The sequence below is a fragment of the Duganella phyllosphaerae genome, from assembly GCF_001758785.1.
GTDB lineage: Bacteria > Pseudomonadota > Gammaproteobacteria > Burkholderiales > Burkholderiaceae_D > Rugamonas > Rugamonas phyllosphaerae.
On the sequence record NZ_LROM01000061.1, the window covers coordinates 1 to 13918 of the forward strand.

Consider the following 13918-nt stretch of genomic DNA (forward strand, 5'->3'; position numbering starts at 1 on the left):
CTTGCGCGCCAGGCCGTCGTAGCAGGCCAGGCGCGCGCTGGCGTCACCGAGCACCGAGCAACGTTCGATGCGCAGTTCGAGTTCCGGGGCGTCGGTGGTGGCAACCTGTGCCAGAGCGAGGGCAGGGGCCATGCCCAGGGAGAGGAAAAGGGCGGTTTTCGGTCGGACAGTCATGCAGATATTCCCGGTGAGATGTAAGCTTGCAGTTTAGTCCAGAGACTATATTAATTGCTGTTCGGTACGTCGCACACTTGGCAACAGATCTTGAAAAAATCGGGCGGCGCCGCACCTGAGTCTACCCAAACCAGTTGTGTACGAGGAGCTGTGATGACCCGCAAAACCCCTATCGAGCGCTATCGCAATATCGGCATCAGCGCCCACATCGACGCCGGCAAGACCACCACCACCGAGCGTATCCTGTTTTACACGGGCGTCAATCACAAAATCGGCGAAGTACACAACGGCGCGGCCACCATGGACTGGATGGAGCAGGAGCAGGAGCGCGGCATCACCATCACGTCCGCCGCCACCACCGCGTTCTGGAAAGGCATGGCCGGCAACTTTGCCGAGCACCGCATCAACATCATCGACACCCCGGGCCACGTCGACTTCACCATCGAAGTCGAGCGTTCGATGCGCGTGCTCGACGGCGCCGTCATGGTGTACGACGCCGTGGGCGGCGTGCAGCCGCAATCCGAAACCGTGTGGCGCCAGGCCAACAAGTACAAGGTGCCGCGCATTGCGTTCGTCAACAAGATGGACCGCGTGGGCGCGGACTTCCTGCGCGTGCGCGAACAGATCGCCATGCGCCTGAAAGGCGTGCCGGTGCCGATCCAGCTGCCGCTGGGCGCCGAAGACAACTTCCACGGCGTGATCGACCTGGTGAAAATGCGCGCGATTAACTGGGACGACGAGAGCCTGGGCGTGAAATTTACCTACGAGGACATCCCGGCCGACCTGCAAGCCGAGGCCCGGCAATGGCGCGACAAGCTGGTGGAAGCGGCGGCCGAAGCCACGCCCGAACTGCTTGACAAGTATTTGGAAGGCGAAGCCTTGACCGAGGACGAGATCAAGACCGGCCTGCGCCTGCGTACCATCCGCAACGAAATCGTGCCGATGCTCGCTGGCAGCGCTTTTAAAAACAAGGGCGTGCAGGCGATGCTCGACGCAGTGATCGACTACCTGCCGTCGCCGGTGGACGTACCGGCGATTGCCGGTACCGACGAGCAGGACCGGCCGATCGAGCGCCATCCGGCCGACAGCGATCCGTTCTCGGCGCTGGCGTTCAAGATCATGACCGATCCGTTCGTGGGGCAACTGACGTTCTTCCGCGTGTATTCGGGCGTGGTCAATTCCGGCGACACGGTGTACAACCCCACCAAGTCGCAGAAGGAACGGCTGGGCCGCATCCTGCAGATGCACGCCAACGAGCGCAAGGAGATCAAGGAAGTGTATGCGGGCGATATTGCCGCCGCCGTCGGGCTGAAGGGCGTGACCACTGGCGATACGCTCAGCTCGCCCGACCACGTGATCGTGCTCGAAAAGATGATCTTCCCCGAGCCGGTGATTTCGCAGGCGGTGGAGCCAAAAACCAAGGCCGACCAGGAAAAGATGGGCATTGCCCTGAACCGCCTGGCGCAGGAGGATCCGTCATTCCGCGTGCATTCGGACGAGGAATCGGGCCAGACCATCATGTCCGGCATGGGCGAGCTGCACCTGGAAATCCTGGTCGATCGCATGCGCCGCGAGTTCGGCGTGGAAGCGACGGTCGGCAAGCCGCAGGTCGCGTACCGCGAGACCATCCAGAAATCCGTCTCGGACGTGGAGGGCAAGTTCGTCAAGCAATCGGGCGGACGAGGCCAGTACGGCCACGTGGTGCTGGCGCTCGAGCCGCTGGAACCGGGCAAGGGATTCCAGTTCGTCGATGCGATCAAGGGTGGCGTGGTGCCGCGCGAATTCATCCCGGCCGTCGATAAAGGCGTGCAGGAAACCTTGCGCAGCGGCGTGCTGGCCGGATACCCGGTGGTGGACGTCAAGGTAACGCTCACCTTCGGTTCGTACCACGATGTCGACTCGAACGAAAACGCATTCCGCATGGCTGGTTCGATGGCGTTCAAGGAAGGCATGCGGCGCGCCGACCCGGTTTTGCTGGAACCGATGATGCAGGTCGAGGTGGAAACGCCGGAAGAGTTCATGGGCAACGCCATGGGCGATCTGACGGCGCGGCGCGGCATGGTGCAGGGCATGGATGAAATCGCCGGTGGCGGCTGCAAGATCATCCGCGCGCTGGTACCGCTGGCGGAAATGTTCGGCTACTCGACCACCTTGCGCTCGCTGTCGCAGGGCAGGGCGACGTACACGATGGAGTTCAAGCACTACGCCGCGGTGCCAAAACACATCCTCGACCAGATCGCAGTCTCGAAGTCACGTAACTAAAATCCTTCATCCCGCATCGGCGTACCGCCGCCCATGCGGGGATCCAATTTCCCTACTCAAATACTTTCAATTTCAGCTGGATCGACAACGCCCCATACAGCCGATCCTTGTACTTCGGCACCACCGCCACATTCACGCCCACGCTCTTGTACTCGAAGCTGGCAGTCGGTATCGCCGCCGGGAACCAGCCACCGTCGCGCATATTCGGATAGCCGTTGAACGCCCCGACCACCGCGCCCAGCCGCACCGGCCCGATCCTGAACGGCTGGTAATACACGCCCGCGTAGTTGGAATACTGCCGGTCGCTATTGTAAAAGCGTCCCACCGTCGCCGACGCGACGGTCGAGAAGCGGTATTCGGCGCCCAGGCCGGGATTGCTGTCGTTGAGGCTCTTGTCGCGATCGAAGTGGTACGAATAGAAGCCGGCATTGAGCCACACCTGCTGCAGTGGCGCCGACTCGATGACTTCGAACGTATCGGCCACGGCAGCGCCGGACCAGCCCGCCAGCGCCAGGACGGACAAAAGCAAACGCAAACGCAAATGCAAACGATTAGGCATGTAGTGGTTCCCGGCGATGAAAGACCGGTCATTATAGCCACTCCAGGCTCTATAATTGCGCAGCCGAAACTTAAAAACCACCGCCATGACGCTTGCCGCCCGAATACTTCCCTTGATGCTGATTGTGCTGCTGGCAGGCTGTTCCGCGGCGGTCAAGCAGCGCATCGCGGCTTGCAAGATCGGCGACTGGCAACAGATCGGCAAGACCGATGGCCTCGAGGGGGTACCGGCCAATTTCGCCGACCGCAAGGATTTCTGCGAGGACCATGACGATGGCGGCAAGTCTGCCACGGCCGACGCCGGGGCCCGCTACACCCTCGGCTGGCAGCAGGGCAATACCCAGATGTGGACCGCCATGGGCGTGGCCGATGGCGCGCGCGGTCTGCCGCAGCAGTTCGGCGTGCGCGCCGCCGCCGAGGACGTGCGCAAGCGTAAAACGCCACTGAACCAGGGCGCTTACGACGCTGGCTGGCTGAAAGGCAATGCACAGTATTGGGAAGGCATCGGCAAGCGCGACGGCGCGGCCGGCCAGCCGATCGGCAGCAAGGAAGCGGGCCGCAGCCAGGCCAGCCAGGCCGGCGTCCGCTTTGACGACGCTGCCTACAGCAATGGCTGGCAAGTCGGCAATCGCCAGTTCTGGCAGGACGCCGGGTCCAACGACGCCAGCAACGGTGTGCCGGACAGCGAACTGCTCAAGCGCGCGGCGCAAGCGCGCAGCGCCGGCGTGCAGGTGCAGGAGGACGTCTACCGCGCCGCCTGGAATGCCGAGATCGTCAATTACTGGCGCAACCTCGGGGCGCGCGACGCGGTGACGGGCTCCGAATTCGGGGTGCGCGGTCGCGAAGCCCGGCAAAAAGGCCTGAAGATTTTCGAGGCTGAATATCGCCAGGCGTGGGAACAGCGCCTGATGCAGCACTGGGAGCAGGTCGGCAAGGAAGATGGCTACGGCAAGCCGTTCCTGCTGGAAGAGCGCATCGCCAACGCCCGCCGCGACGGCGTCTTCGCCATCCCCGACACCCGCGCCATCTACACGCGCGCCTGGGAAGCGGAAAACGCCCGTTACTGCGTACCGGAAAACGCTTTCGAATACGGCCGCGCCAACCGGGCCATGGCGGTGGAAGTGTGCCAGCCACCGCTGCGCGACAAGCTCAAGCGCGCCTGGCTCAGCGGCCAGGACTTCGCCACTGCCGAAGCGCGGCAACGCCAGGCGGTCGACGACGCCCGCCAGCTCGAAGCGCGCCTGTACGACGGCCGCAAGCGCCTGGACCGGCTCGAGCGCGACCTTCGCAACAACCAGCCCACCAAGGAGAAGCCGGCCACCGACGACTCCGACAAACAGAACCGCCGCCGCGAACAGGAGCGCCGCGAGCTGATCGACTACCTGCGCCGCGTGGACCGCGAACTCGTCGAGGCCCGGATGTGGCTCGACCAGAACGAGCTTCACATGCAGAGCCTGCGCCGCGAGATCTATTAGTCACCACCGAATCATCACCAAATCATCACTAAAGCGAAACGATTTCCATTATCATCTGCGATCCTGTGTTCGATTGCTCATGACGATGAAAACCATTAATGTCCGGCGCTGGGCCTGGGTCCACAAGTGGACCAGCCTGGTGTGTACGGTGTTCATGCTGCTGCTCTGTATTACCGGATTGCCGCTGATTTATCACCACGAGATCGATCATCTGCTCGGCAACGCCATCGAGGCGCCGGTCATGCCGGCTGCCACGCCCAAGGCCAGCCTCGATGACGTGATCGCCGCCGGCAAAGCCTTGTATCCCCACAAGGTGATGATGTTCATGTCGCAGGAGGCCGACGCGCGCGAGATCTGGTACCTGACCATGGGCGATACGCCGACCGCCGAACAGTTCAAATCGATTGCGGTCGATGCCCGCACTGCAAAAGTGTTGGGCGAGCCCAGTTTCGAGGGCACGTTCCTGGGCGTGATGTTCCACTTGCACGTGGACCTGTATGCCGGCCTGTGGGGCAAGCTGTTCCTTGGCTTCATGGCGCTGCTGCTGCTCGTGGCAATCGTGTCCGGCGTGGTGCTGTACGCGCCCTTCATGCGCAAGCTGCATTTCGGCGAGGTGCGGCGCAGCCGTGGTCCGCGCGTGAAATGGCTGGACCTGCACAATATGCTGGGCATCGTCACGCTCACCTGGCTGTTCGTGGTGGGCGCCACCGGCATGATCAATACCTGGGCCGACCTGCTGGTGAAGTACTACCAGTACACCGAGGTCGCCGCCATGATCGCGCCGTACCAGGGCATGCCCACGCCGAGCAAGCTGGGGTCGATGGAAAAAGCCATGGACAACGCCATGGCGGCCGAACCGGCGATGCAGGTCGGTTTTGTCGCGTTCCCCGGCACGTCGTTTTCGAGCCCGCACCACTACGGCATCTTCATGCACGGCGACCAGCCGCTCACGTCGCGACTGTACAAGCCGGTGCTGGTCGATGCGCAAACCAGCGAGATCACCGACCGCCGCGAATTGCCTTGGTACCTGACCGCCTTGCTGGTCTCGCAGCCGCTGCACTTCGGCGACTACGGCGGCGGCTGGCTGCAGTTCCTGTGGGCGCTGCTCGATATCGCCACCATTTTCGTGCTCGGCAGCGGGGTCTACCTGTGGCTCAGGCGCGGCGTCCGGACCACCACCCCGGGAGAATCGCCATGACCGTACGTGTTACCCGCCTGTGGGGCGGCCCGCTGGCGATGGCGGTGCTGACCGTGATCGGCTTGCTGTCGGCGCTGCTGGGCGACGGCTTCTGGGACGCCCTGTCCGCGGTGGCGCTGGGGATACCGGTGCTCGCTTGCGCCTGGTTCGGCTGGCGCAGGCGTTGGCGTTGACGTTGCCGCAGCGCAGCGGAATCCGGTTGCGTTTTTTACACTATTGGTTATGATGACCGTTGATACCGCTCAGGAGCAACGATGACCAGCATTGCCCATCCCAACTACGACCGCCTGATCGACGCCGCCCGCAAATCGGGCCGGGTGACGGTGGCCGTGGCGCACCCGTGCGACCGCAGCGCGCTCGAAGGCGTGCTCGATGCCACCCGGCTCGGCCTGATTGCACCGATCCTGGTGGGACCTGCTGCGCGCATTCGCCAGGTCGCCGACGAAGCGGACCTGGACATCGGCGGGCTGTCCATCGAAGACACGCCGCACAGCCACGCCTCGGCTGCGCGCGCGGTCGAGCTGGTGCACGAGGGGCGCGCCGCCGTGCTGATGAAGGGCAGCCTGCACACCGACGAACTGATGGGCGCCGTGGTGGCCACCGCCACCGGCCTGCGCACCGCGCGCCGCCTGAGCCACTGTTTCGTGATGGACGTGCCGGGCCGGCCCGACCCGCTCATCATCACCGACGCCGCCGTCAACATCGTACCCACGCTCACCGACAAGGTCGATATCGTGCAGAACGCCATCGACCTGGCCCACGTGCTGCGCTTCGACCCGGTGCTGGTGGCCATCCTGGCGGCGGTGGAAACCGTCAGCGCCAAGATGCCGTCCACCATCGACGCCGCCGCGCTGTGCAAGATGGCCGACCGTGGCCAGATCACCGGCGCCATCCTCGACGGCCCGCTGGCCATGGACAATGCCATCGACCCGCACGCCGCCGCCATCAAGCACCTGGTGTCGCCCGTGGCCGGCCGCGCCAACGTGCTGGTGGCCCCTGACCTGGAAGCCGGCAACATGCTGGCCAAGAGCCTGAGCTTCATGGCCGGCGCAGCGGCGGCCGGCATCGTGCTGGGGGCGCGCGTACCGATTGTGCTCACCAGCCGCGCCGATACCGTGGCCGCACGCCTGGCCTCGTGCGCGGTGGCGGTGCTGGTCGCGCACGACCGCCTGCGCACCGTTGCAGTCGTGGCGTAAACCATGGCCCCGCGTGATTGCATCGTCGTCATCAACGCCGGTTCGTCCAGCATCAAGTTCTCGCTGTACGACGGCGCCGCGCTCGACCTGGCCATGCGCGGCAAGATCGAAAACCTGTACGCCGGCGTGACCCGTTTCGTGGCGCAGGACGCCGCCGGCGCCGTCATCGACGAACATCGCTGGCCCGACGGGCCGATCGACCATGCCACCGGCATGCGCTTCCTGATCGACTTCGCCCAGTCGCACCTGGACGGACGGCGGGTGGTTGCGGTGGGCCACCGCATCGTCCACGGCGGCGTCGATTACAGCGGCCCGCAACTGCTCACCGAGGCGGTGCTGGCGCGGCTCGATCAGCTGGTGCCGCTGGCACCGCTGCACCTGCCGCACAACCTGGCGCCGGTGCGCTCGATGCTGGCGATGGCGCCGCAGGTGCCGCAAGTGGGCTGCTTCGACACCGCTTTCCACACCAGCCAGCCGGCCGCGGCGCAGGCATTCGCGCTGCCGCCCCGCATCACCGATCTCGGCATCCGCCGCTACGGCTTTCACGGCCTGTCGTACGAATATATCTCCAGCCGGCTGCCGCAGTCCGATCCGCAGCTGGCAGGGGCCAGGGTGGTGGCGGCGCACCTCGGTAATGGCGCGAGCATGTGCGCCATGCTGGCAGGGCGCAGTGTGGCCAGCACCATGGGCTTTACGGCCGTCGATGGCCTGCCGATGGGCACGCGCTGCGGCGCGCTCGACCCCGGCGTGGTGCTGTACCTGATCGACGAACTGGGCATGGACGTGGCTGCGGTGCAAAAGCTGCTGTACCAGGAATCGGGCCTGCTGGGCGTCTCCGGCCTGTCGTCCGACATGCGCACGCTGGAACAGAGCGGCGACCCGCGCGCCAAAGCGGCGATCGCGCTGATGGTCTATCGCATCGGCCGTGAACTCGGCTCGCTGGCCGCCGCCTTGGGCGGGCTCGATGCGCTGGTATTTTCGGGCGGGATCGGCGAGAACAGCAAGGCGCTGCGCGCGGCAGTCTGCCGCGATGCCGCCTGGCTGGGCGTGCGGCTCGACACCGCTGCCAATGACAGCCGCGCTGACGGCATACGCCGCATCAGTACTCCCGACAGCAGCGTGGCCGTGTGGATAGTGCCGGCCAACGAAGAACTGATGATCGCCCGCCATACGCTGGACATACTGGAGCACTGATGAATACCGAAACCGTTTATCCGATATTGGCCGGCAAGCGCGCGCTGGTGGTGGGCGTGGCCAACGAACACTCGATCGCCTGGGGCTGCGCGCTGGCATTCCGCAAGCTGGGGGCGGAAGTGATCCTCACCTACCTGAACGAAAAAGCCTATCCCCATGTGGCGCCGCTGGCCGCCGACATCGACGCGCAGTTACTGCCGCTCGACGTCACCCAGCCGGGCCAGCTCGAAGCGCTGTTTGCAGTGCTGGCCGAACAGGGACAGCTCGACATCGTGGTCCACTCGATTGCCTTTGCACCGAAGGCCGACCTGCAGGGCGGCCTGCTCGATTGCTCGCTCGACGGCTTTTTGCAGGCGATGGACGTCTCGTGCCATTCGTTCGTGCGCATGGCCAAACTGGCCGCGCCGCTGATGACGCAGGGCGGCACCCTGTTCGCCATGAGCTACCACGGCGCCAACAAGGTAGTCCCCAACTACAACGTCATGGGTCCGGTGAAGGCGGCGCTGGAGGCAGCGTGCCGCTACCTGGCCTACGAACTCGGACCACGGGCGATCCGCGTGCATGCGATGTCACCGGGGCCCCTGAAAACCCGCGCGGCCTCGGGCCTGAAGGACTTCGACCGCCTGCTCAACGATGCGGTGGCGCGGGCGCCGATCGGCGAACTGGTGGACATCGTCGACGTGGGCAACACCTGCGCGTATCTGGCGTCACCGTATGCACATCGCGTGACCGGCAGCACCGTGTACGTTGACAGCGGCCTCAATATCGTCGCCTGAACTACCGGGTTCGGGGCAGGCGCGCCAGGAAGCCGTGGATCTGCGACACCACGGCCGCCCCTTCGCCCACCGCCGCCGCCACCCGCTTGGTGGAACCGGCGCGCACGTCGCCGATGGCGAATACGCCGGGCACGCTGGTTTCAAGGCTGGCGACCGGCCGCTCGATCTCATCATGACGGTGATCGTTTCGATCACCGGGTTGACCATTTCGAGCCAGCGCGTCATACCCGGTGACGATGAACCCCTTGTCATCGACCGCCACCCCGCAGTCGCCGAGCCAGCCGGTGTTGGGATCGGCGCCGATGAACAGGAACACGCGTTTGACATCGTAATCGCGCTCGGTGCCGTGCCGGGCGTCGCGCACCTTTACCCGGTCGAGTCCGCCATCGTCGGTGCCGTCGAGCTCCACGATCTGTGCGTGCGTGTGCAGCACGATGTTGGGCGTGGCGGCGATGCGCTCGATCAGGTACGTGGACATGGTGTCAACCAGGCTTTCGCGCCGGATCAGCATGTGTACACGTTCCGCGTGGGCCGACAGGTACACGGCGGCCTGGCCGGCCGAATTGCCCCCGCCGACCAGGATCACTTCGGCCCCCTTGCACAGTCCCGCCTCCAGCGGCGAAGCCCAGTAATACACGCCCTTGCCCTCGAAGCGCGCCAGGTTGGCCAGGTCTGGCCGGCGGTAGCGCGCGCCGCATGCCACCACCACGCTGCGGGTGCGCAGCCGCTGCAGGCTGCCGCACATTTCCACTTCCAGCGGCCGCACGTCGCACAGCAGCCGCGCTGCGGGTGCGGGAATGGCCATCTCCACGCCGAATTTTTTCGACTGCACATATGCGCGACCGGCCAGTGCGCGCCCGGAAATGCCGGTCGGGAAGCCCAGGTAGTTTTCGATGCGCGCGCTGGCGGCGGCCTGGCCGCCGTAGGCGCGCGTGTCCAGCACCAGCACCGACAAGCCTTCGGAAGCCGCATACACGGCAGTGGCCAGGCCGGCCGGCCCGGCGCCTACCACGATCGCATCCCACACCTGGTCGGAGTCGAGCGCGGGCAGGGTGCCCAGGCGGCGGCCCAGTTCGACGATGGTCGGATTTTTCTGCACGCCGCCATCGGGGAAAACCACCAGCGGCCAGTCGTCCGGCTGCGGTGCGTAGCGCTCGCACAACGCCCGCGCCTGGTCGGTGGAGGCCGGGTCGAGCACCTTGTGCGGCTGACCATTGCTGGACAACCAGCCGCGCAAAGCATGCATTCTGGAATTGTTGTTGGGTGATAGCAACACCGGTCCGCAGGCCGCGCTGTCCATCAATTCGACGCGCCGCAATATGAAGGCGCGCACGATGCGCTCGCCAAGCTCGGCCTCCGCCACCAGCAGCGCGCGCAGCGCGGCGGTGGTCAGCACCAGCACTTCCACCGTGCCCAGCGCGTGGCCGTTGACCAGCGTCGGGGCGTCGGACAACTGGCTCATCTCGCCGGCAAATTCGCCAGGTCCGTGCTCGGTGATGAGCGAGCTGTTACCGAGGCCGTCATAGCGGCTGATGCGGATTTTGCCGCTGACCACCACCATCAAACCGAACTTGCCGCGACCGGCTTCGAACAGCATGTCGCCATCGTTGAAAACAGCGCGCGCGCCGAAGCGCTCCATGCGTTTGAGCTCGGGCGGCGCGATGGTGGGCAGCGCTTGCGCGCTGCGTGACTGGAAGGTGTCTGGGAGTGTCATCGGACCAGTGTAGCGCGAATTTATGGTGCGCTGCCAGATGCGAAAGTGGGAGGGGCGAGCGGTGCATGGTGAGAATTGGTGATCATCATTTTGATTCTTTGAGCAGTTGCTGATTTTTACACGCAAGCGGCATCTAGAATGTGATCACAAGCTGATCATAAAACCAAGGCCAACCAATGGCCATGACATACACGGAGACCATAGTGACCTATCCGCACCAAGCCACCCACAGCAACACCACCCGCCGCGTCATCGTCAGCGCAGTCGCCTCGGCACTGGCGACCCTCATGGCCGGCAACGCCGCCATGGCGCAAACGGCAGCTGCTGCCGATGCTGCGCAGACCAGCGAGCCAGCGGCGCGCTCGCCGTCCGACGTGGCGCCAACCAGCGTCGTGACCGTGGTGGGTACCCGCAAATCGGTGGCCTCGGCGATCGACCGCAAGATCCGCAACGCCACCATCTCCGACTCGCTGGTGGCCGAAGACATCAATCAATTCCCTGACAAGAACGTGGGCGAAGCGCTGTCGCGCATCACCGGCGTGCAACTGACCCGCGATTTCGGCGAAGGCTCGCAGATCTCGATCCGCGGCGTGGAGCCCGACCTGAACCGCGTGGAAGTGAACGGCATGTCGGTACTGGGCACCAACGGCAACGCCGGTCGCGGCGCCGAGCTGCGCGAACTGGCTTCCGAGCTGATCGGTTCGATCGACGTGTACAAGGGCAGCACCGCCGACCTGACCGAAGGCGGCGTGGGCGGCACCGTGGTGATCACTACCCGCAAACCGCTCGACTTCAAGAAATTCACCGTCGCCACTTCCCTCGCTGGCGAACATTCGACCAGCCGTGGCGGCGTGCAGCCGCGCGGCAGCCTGCTGATCGCCGACCAGTACCTCGATGGCAAACTGGGCGTGATGGCCAACATCGTCTACGACGACGTGCGCACCCGTAACGACTACTCGCGCAACACCACCTGGCGCTTCCTGCGCGACTGGGACTTCTCGCCAAACAAGACCGTCAATTCGCTCGACCCGGCCGTGGCCGGCGTAGGTTCGGCGGCCGGTTGCGCCAGCGCGCCCGGCCTGTCCGCCGCCCAGAAAACCGCGTGCAGCCAGCAATGGTACGACTACTCGCCAGGCACGCCGCGCTACGGCATCTGGACCCGCGACCACAAGCGCTCGTCGGCCGAGCTGACCGCGCAATACAAGGTCAGCAACGAAATGAAGGCCTTCGTCAGCTACCAGGGCAATCGCCAGGACCAGCGACTGAACGACCGCAACTTCGGTACCGATTTTGGCAACGTCAATCGCCTGGCCAGTGCCGGTCGTGCACCGGTGTACGCCGCCAACGGCACCACCACGACCACCGGTACCTGCCTGCCGGCATCCACCAGCACCACGCCAGCCGGTGTCACCGTGGAGAACCACTACGTCACCGGCTACACCGTCGGCGACTGCAACTACGTTGCCGGCCAGGGCGGCCAGGGCGCCTTCAGCACTTCGGCGCGCGACTTCAAGCTCAAGATCGATTCCAACTACACCACCACCGGTTTCAACTACAAGGACGGTCCGCTGGAAGTGGACGGCCTGGCCGGACGTTCGCGTTCGACCTACCACAACGAGACCAATAGTATCGTCCTGACGCAAAATGCGCCGGGCCTGAAGGTCTCGCTCGATTCGCAGGGCCTGCCGCACTTCGACTTCCCGGCCGCTTACTCGCCGGACGCCGCCAGCTCGTACGTCAAGGCCGAACTGCAATACCGTCCTTACGAGACCAAGAACGACGAAGACCAGGTCAAGCTGGACCTGAAATACCGTTTGACCACGCCGTTCTTCACCAAGCTGTGGGGCGGCGCCCAGGCGCGCAATTCGTCGGCCCAGCGCTACAACGGCGGCGGCTACATCGCCAGCGGCGGCGCCGATCCGGCCAGCACGGCCGACGATATCTCGGTGCGCGGCGCCAACATCAACCAGACCATCACCTACGATCCGTACAATACGGGCGCGGTGCGCGGCCCTGATACCAACACCTTCATCAACGGCAATTACTCCAGCACCTACGTCAACAGCGCCAAGATGCAGGAGCTGATCAACGCCGTGCGCGGCAACTCGCCAGGCACCTTCTTTGGCGGCTACGACAAGATCTCGAACATTCCGTCGGGCTGGATGTCGCCGGTGTATAACAACGCCAAGCCGTATTTCGACACGTCGAACTTCAACTTCAACAACGTGTACAACGCCATCGGCAGCGACGGCAGGATGTATCCGCAAGTGCCGGCTTACATGGTCGACGAGCGTGTGCGCGCCGCGTACATCCGCGCCGACTTCGATACCGAGATCGGCGAGCACCAGATCTGGGGCAATATCGGCGTGCGCTACACCGGCACCAAGACCGATGCCAGCGGCTCGCAATCGATCAAGATCCGCCTGCAAAATCCGGGCGGCGCTGCCGGTTCTTCCGTCGACCGCGATCTCAGCTTCGGCACGACCACCGTCAAGACCAAGTACAACGACTATCTGCCGAGCTTCAACCTGATGGCCTGGGCGATTCCTGACCAGTTCATGGTGCGCTTCGGCCTGTCGAAAGTGATGTCGCGTCCGCGCATCGACCTGCTGGCACCGAACGTGGCCTGTATCATCGACAGCGGCAACCCTGCATTTGGCGGTGACAATATCGACGACTGCACGGCCGGCAACCCGAACCTGAAACCGTTCCGCGCCAAGAACACCGACCTGAGCTTCGAGTACTACCCGAGCGCCGACAGCCAGTTGAGCATGGGCCTGTTCAAGAAGGATATCTCGAGCTACATCCTGGAAAAACAGGTTGTCAAAAACGTCAACCTGCTCGGCGACGGTCGCTTGTTCGACGTGAACACCGCCTTGAACGGCGAAGGCGCCACCACCAAGGGTGTGGAACTGACCGCGCGTACCGCGTTCACCTTCCTGCCGGGCTGGATGAGCGGTTTCGGCGGCGACGTCAACTACACCCGCATGAGCTACGATTACGCCAAAGGTACGGAACGCATCAACCCGCTCGATGGTTCGATCCTGCCATACGCCGGCCTGTCGAAAAACAGCTATAACGCCGCGCTGTGGTACGACCTGGGCAAGATCAACGCCCGCGTCGCCTACAACTACCGCGACCGTTTCTACACCGGCACCAACGACGTTTCCGGCAACCCGAACTTCCAGGAAAAGACCGGTTTCCTGGACGCGAAGTTCCAGTACCGTTACAGTGATAACGTGACGTTCTCGATCGAAGGCAAAAACCTGACCAAGGAATCGCAGATCACCGACGCCGGTGACCTGTACCGTGTCAACGAACTTGCCTGGTCCGGCCGTCGTTACTTCTTCACCGTATCGATTAAAAACTAG

10 protein-coding genes are annotated in these 13918 nt (G+C 64.3%); 8 read left to right on the plus strand and 2 right to left on the minus strand.

Going from position 1 to position 13918, the window contains the following annotated elements; all coding sequences use genetic code 11:
* Positions 1 to 327 precede the first annotated feature (327 nt).
* Positions 328 to 2436 (plus strand): elongation factor G, encoded by a 2109-nt coding sequence (fusA, locus tag DUPY_RS06405; RefSeq protein ID WP_070247000.1) that lies wholly within the window; start codon positions 328 to 330, stop codon positions 2434 to 2436.
* Between the two features lie 52 nt (positions 2437 to 2488).
* Here fusA and DUPY_RS06410 read toward each other — a convergent pair whose 3' ends face one another.
* Entirely contained in the window at positions 2489 to 2971 is a 483-nt protein-coding gene (locus tag DUPY_RS06410; RefSeq protein ID WP_084640570.1) for a hypothetical protein, read from the minus strand.
* A gap of 139 nt (positions 2972 to 3110) precedes the next feature.
* On the opposite strand from DUPY_RS06410, the gene DUPY_RS06415 reads away from it, so the two are divergent.
* The 6 genes from DUPY_RS06415 to fabI all read left to right on the plus strand — a co-directional run bounded on the left by DUPY_RS06415 (position 3111) and on the right by fabI (position 8833).
* Positions 3111 to 4469, plus strand: coding sequence for a DUF2799 domain-containing protein (locus tag DUPY_RS06415; RefSeq protein WP_229255262.1), 1359 nt, complete (start codon positions 3111 to 3113; stop codon positions 4467 to 4469).
* 85 nt (positions 4470 to 4554) lie between these two features.
* Positions 4555 to 5667 carry a PepSY-associated TM helix domain-containing protein gene (locus DUPY_RS06420; RefSeq protein ID WP_070247052.1) on the plus strand — a complete coding sequence of 371 codons (1113 nt, stop codon included), beginning with the start codon at positions 4555 to 4557 and terminating at the stop codon, positions 5665 to 5667.
* On the plus strand, positions 5664 to 5840 hold the full coding sequence (locus DUPY_RS27760; RefSeq protein WP_141749441.1) for a DUF4175 domain-containing protein: 177 nt from the start codon (positions 5664 to 5666) through the stop codon (positions 5838 to 5840). The genes DUPY_RS06420 and DUPY_RS27760 overlap by 4 nt, the downstream gene beginning before the upstream one ends.
* Positions 5841 to 5921: 81 nt before the next feature.
* Complete coding sequence (locus DUPY_RS06425; RefSeq protein WP_071651589.1) at positions 5922 to 6863, plus strand: phosphate acetyltransferase; 942 nt, start codon at positions 5922 to 5924, stop codon at positions 6861 to 6863.
* A 3-nt stretch (positions 6864 to 6866) separates the two neighbouring features.
* Positions 6867 to 8057: an acetate/propionate family kinase gene (locus DUPY_RS06430; protein ID WP_070247002.1), complete on the plus strand. Its 1191-nt coding sequence runs from the start codon at positions 6867 to 6869 to the stop codon at positions 8055 to 8057.
* On the plus strand, positions 8057 to 8833 hold the full coding sequence (gene fabI, locus DUPY_RS06435) for an enoyl-ACP reductase FabI (RefSeq protein ID WP_070247003.1): 777 nt from the start codon (positions 8057 to 8059) through the stop codon (positions 8831 to 8833). Before DUPY_RS06430 ends, fabI begins: the two co-directional genes overlap by 1 nt.
* A 1-nt stretch (position 8834) precedes the next feature.
* Here the strand turns inward: fabI and DUPY_RS06440 are convergent, their stop codons facing one another.
* Positions 8835 to 10547 (minus strand): FAD-dependent oxidoreductase, encoded by a 1713-nt coding sequence (locus tag DUPY_RS06440; RefSeq protein WP_070247004.1) that lies wholly within the window; start codon positions 10545 to 10547, stop codon positions 8835 to 8837.
* A gap of 203 nt (positions 10548 to 10750) precedes the next feature.
* On the opposite strand from DUPY_RS06440, the gene DUPY_RS06445 reads away from it, so the two are divergent.
* Entirely contained in the window at positions 10751 to 13918 is a 3168-nt protein-coding gene (locus DUPY_RS06445) for a TonB-dependent receptor (RefSeq protein WP_070247005.1), read from the plus strand.